Origin of the sequence: Romboutsia sp. 1001713B170131_170501_G6 (genome assembly GCF_015668195.1) — a bacterium.
Classification (GTDB): Bacteria; Bacillota; Clostridia; order Peptostreptococcales; family Peptostreptococcaceae; genus Romboutsia_C.
The window spans coordinates 1-1,415 of sequence record NZ_JADPFC010000027.1 but is presented as its reverse complement, the minus strand read 5'-3'; the positions used below and the strand labels follow the sequence as shown (position 1 = coordinate 1,415).

General features: G+C 49.3%; 13 tRNA genes and 1 rRNA gene. All 14 read left to right on the top strand.

What is annotated here, in order from left to right:
• Positions 1-160: 160 nt before the first annotated feature.
• A 5S ribosomal RNA gene (rrf, locus tag I4U89_RS15510) occupies positions 161-277 on the top strand.
• A 3-nt stretch (positions 278-280) separates the two neighbouring features.
• Positions 281-355: transfer RNA gene (locus tag I4U89_RS15505), tRNA-Glu, on the top strand.
• A gap of 7 nt (positions 356-362) precedes the next feature.
• A tRNA-Val gene (locus I4U89_RS15500) sits at positions 363-438 on the top strand.
• Between the two features lie 5 nt (positions 439-443).
• Positions 444-520: transfer RNA gene (locus I4U89_RS15495), tRNA-Asp, on the top strand.
• Between the two features lie 15 nt (positions 521-535).
• Positions 536-611: transfer RNA gene (locus I4U89_RS15490), tRNA-Asn, on the top strand.
• A gap of 4 nt (positions 612-615) precedes the next feature.
• A tRNA-Thr gene (locus I4U89_RS15485) sits at positions 616-690 on the top strand.
• Between the two features lie 7 nt (positions 691-697).
• Positions 698-782: transfer RNA gene (locus tag I4U89_RS15480), tRNA-Tyr, on the top strand.
• A 13-nt stretch (positions 783-795) separates the two neighbouring features.
• Positions 796-869 (top strand) — tRNA-Gly (locus I4U89_RS15475).
• Positions 870-886: 17 nt separating this feature from the next.
• Positions 887-963, top strand: a tRNA-Arg gene (locus I4U89_RS15470).
• A gap of 6 nt (positions 964-969) precedes the next feature.
• Positions 970-1,045: transfer RNA gene (locus tag I4U89_RS15465), tRNA-Gln, on the top strand.
• Between the two features lie 10 nt (positions 1,046-1,055).
• A tRNA-Lys gene (locus tag I4U89_RS15460) sits at positions 1,056-1,131 on the top strand.
• Between the two features lie 4 nt (positions 1,132-1,135).
• Positions 1,136-1,224: transfer RNA gene (locus I4U89_RS15455), tRNA-Ser, on the top strand.
• Positions 1,225-1,238: 14 nt separating this feature from the next.
• Positions 1,239-1,329 (top strand) — tRNA-Ser (locus I4U89_RS15450).
• 8 nt (positions 1,330-1,337) lie between these two features.
• Positions 1,338-1,414 (top strand) — tRNA-Pro (locus I4U89_RS15445).
• The last annotated feature ends 1 nt before the right edge of the window (position 1,415 follow it).

The following is a 1,415-nucleotide window of genomic DNA, read 5'->3' as shown; positions in this document are numbered from 1 at the left end:
GAGCAAGGATTATATCGTTGGCGACATGAACGAAGTGATTTTTAACTCTAAATGATATACAGTTTTCAGAGTATTAATTAAAAAACTTTGAAAAAAAGTGTTGACAAAATATCGTAAAAATGATATTATAATACTTGTTCTGATAAGAACGAAAACACAATGTAGTTATTATAGCAAAGAGGATACACCTGTTCCCATACCGAACACAGAAGTTAAGCTCTTTAGCGCTGATGGTACTTGGAGGGCGACCTCCTGGGAGAGTAAGACATAGCTACGTTGAGGCCCATTGGTCAAGCGGTCAAGACACCGCCCTTTCACGGCGGTAACAGGGGTTCGATTCCCCTATGGGTCACCAATATCCCGGGACTATAGCTCAGCTGGGAGAGCACCTGCCTTACAAGCAGGGGGTCACAGGTTCGAGCCCTGTTAGTCCCACCATTAGCGGCCTGGTAGTTCAGCTGGTTAGAATGCCAGCCTGTCACGCTGGAGGTCGAGGGTTCGAGTCCCTTCCAGGTCGCCACTTAATTAAATATGCGGGAATATGGCTCAGTTGGTAGAGCAATTGACTGTTAATCAATGGGTCACAGGTTCGAGTCCTGTTATTCCCGCCAATATGCTGGTGTGGCTCAACGGTAGAGCAGCTGACTTGTAATCAGCAGGTTGTAGGTTCGATTCCTATCACCAGCTCCATAAATACGGAGGATTTCCCGAGCGGCCAAAGGGGGCAGACTGTAAATCTGTTAGCATTGCTTTCGGTGGTTCGAATCCACCATCCTCCACCACTTAATTAAATATGCGGGTGTAGCTCAATGGTAGAGTTCCGGCCTTCCAAGCCGGCTGTGAGGGTTCGATCCCCTTCACCCGCTCCATATTTATTCTATAATGTGGGTGCATAGCTCAGCTGGATAGAGCAACGCCCTTCTAAGGCGTGTGTCCGGGGTTCGAATCCCTGTGCGCTCACCACTTTATAGGGGATTCGCCAAGTAGGTAAGGCATAGCACTTTGACTGCTACATGCGTAGGTTCGAGTCCTGCATCCCCTGCCAAATTAAATATGACCCATTAGCTCAGTCGGTAGAGCACCTGACTTTTAATCAGGGTGTCCCGCGTTCGAGTCGCGGATGGGTCACCAATACGGAGAGGTGTCCGAGTGGTTTAAGGAGCTGGTCTTGAAAACCAGTGATGCTTAACGGCACCGTGGGTTCGAATCCCACCCTCTCCGCCATTAATTAAATAAACGGAGAAGTACTCAAGTGGCTCAAGAGGAACCCCTGCTAAGGGTTTAGGCTGGGTAACCGGTGCGAGGGTTCGAATCCCTCCTTCTCCGCCATTATTTTTCGAGGTGTAGCGCAGTTTGGTAGCGCACATGGTTTGGGACCATGGGGCCGGGGGTTCGAGTCCCTTCACCTCGACCAA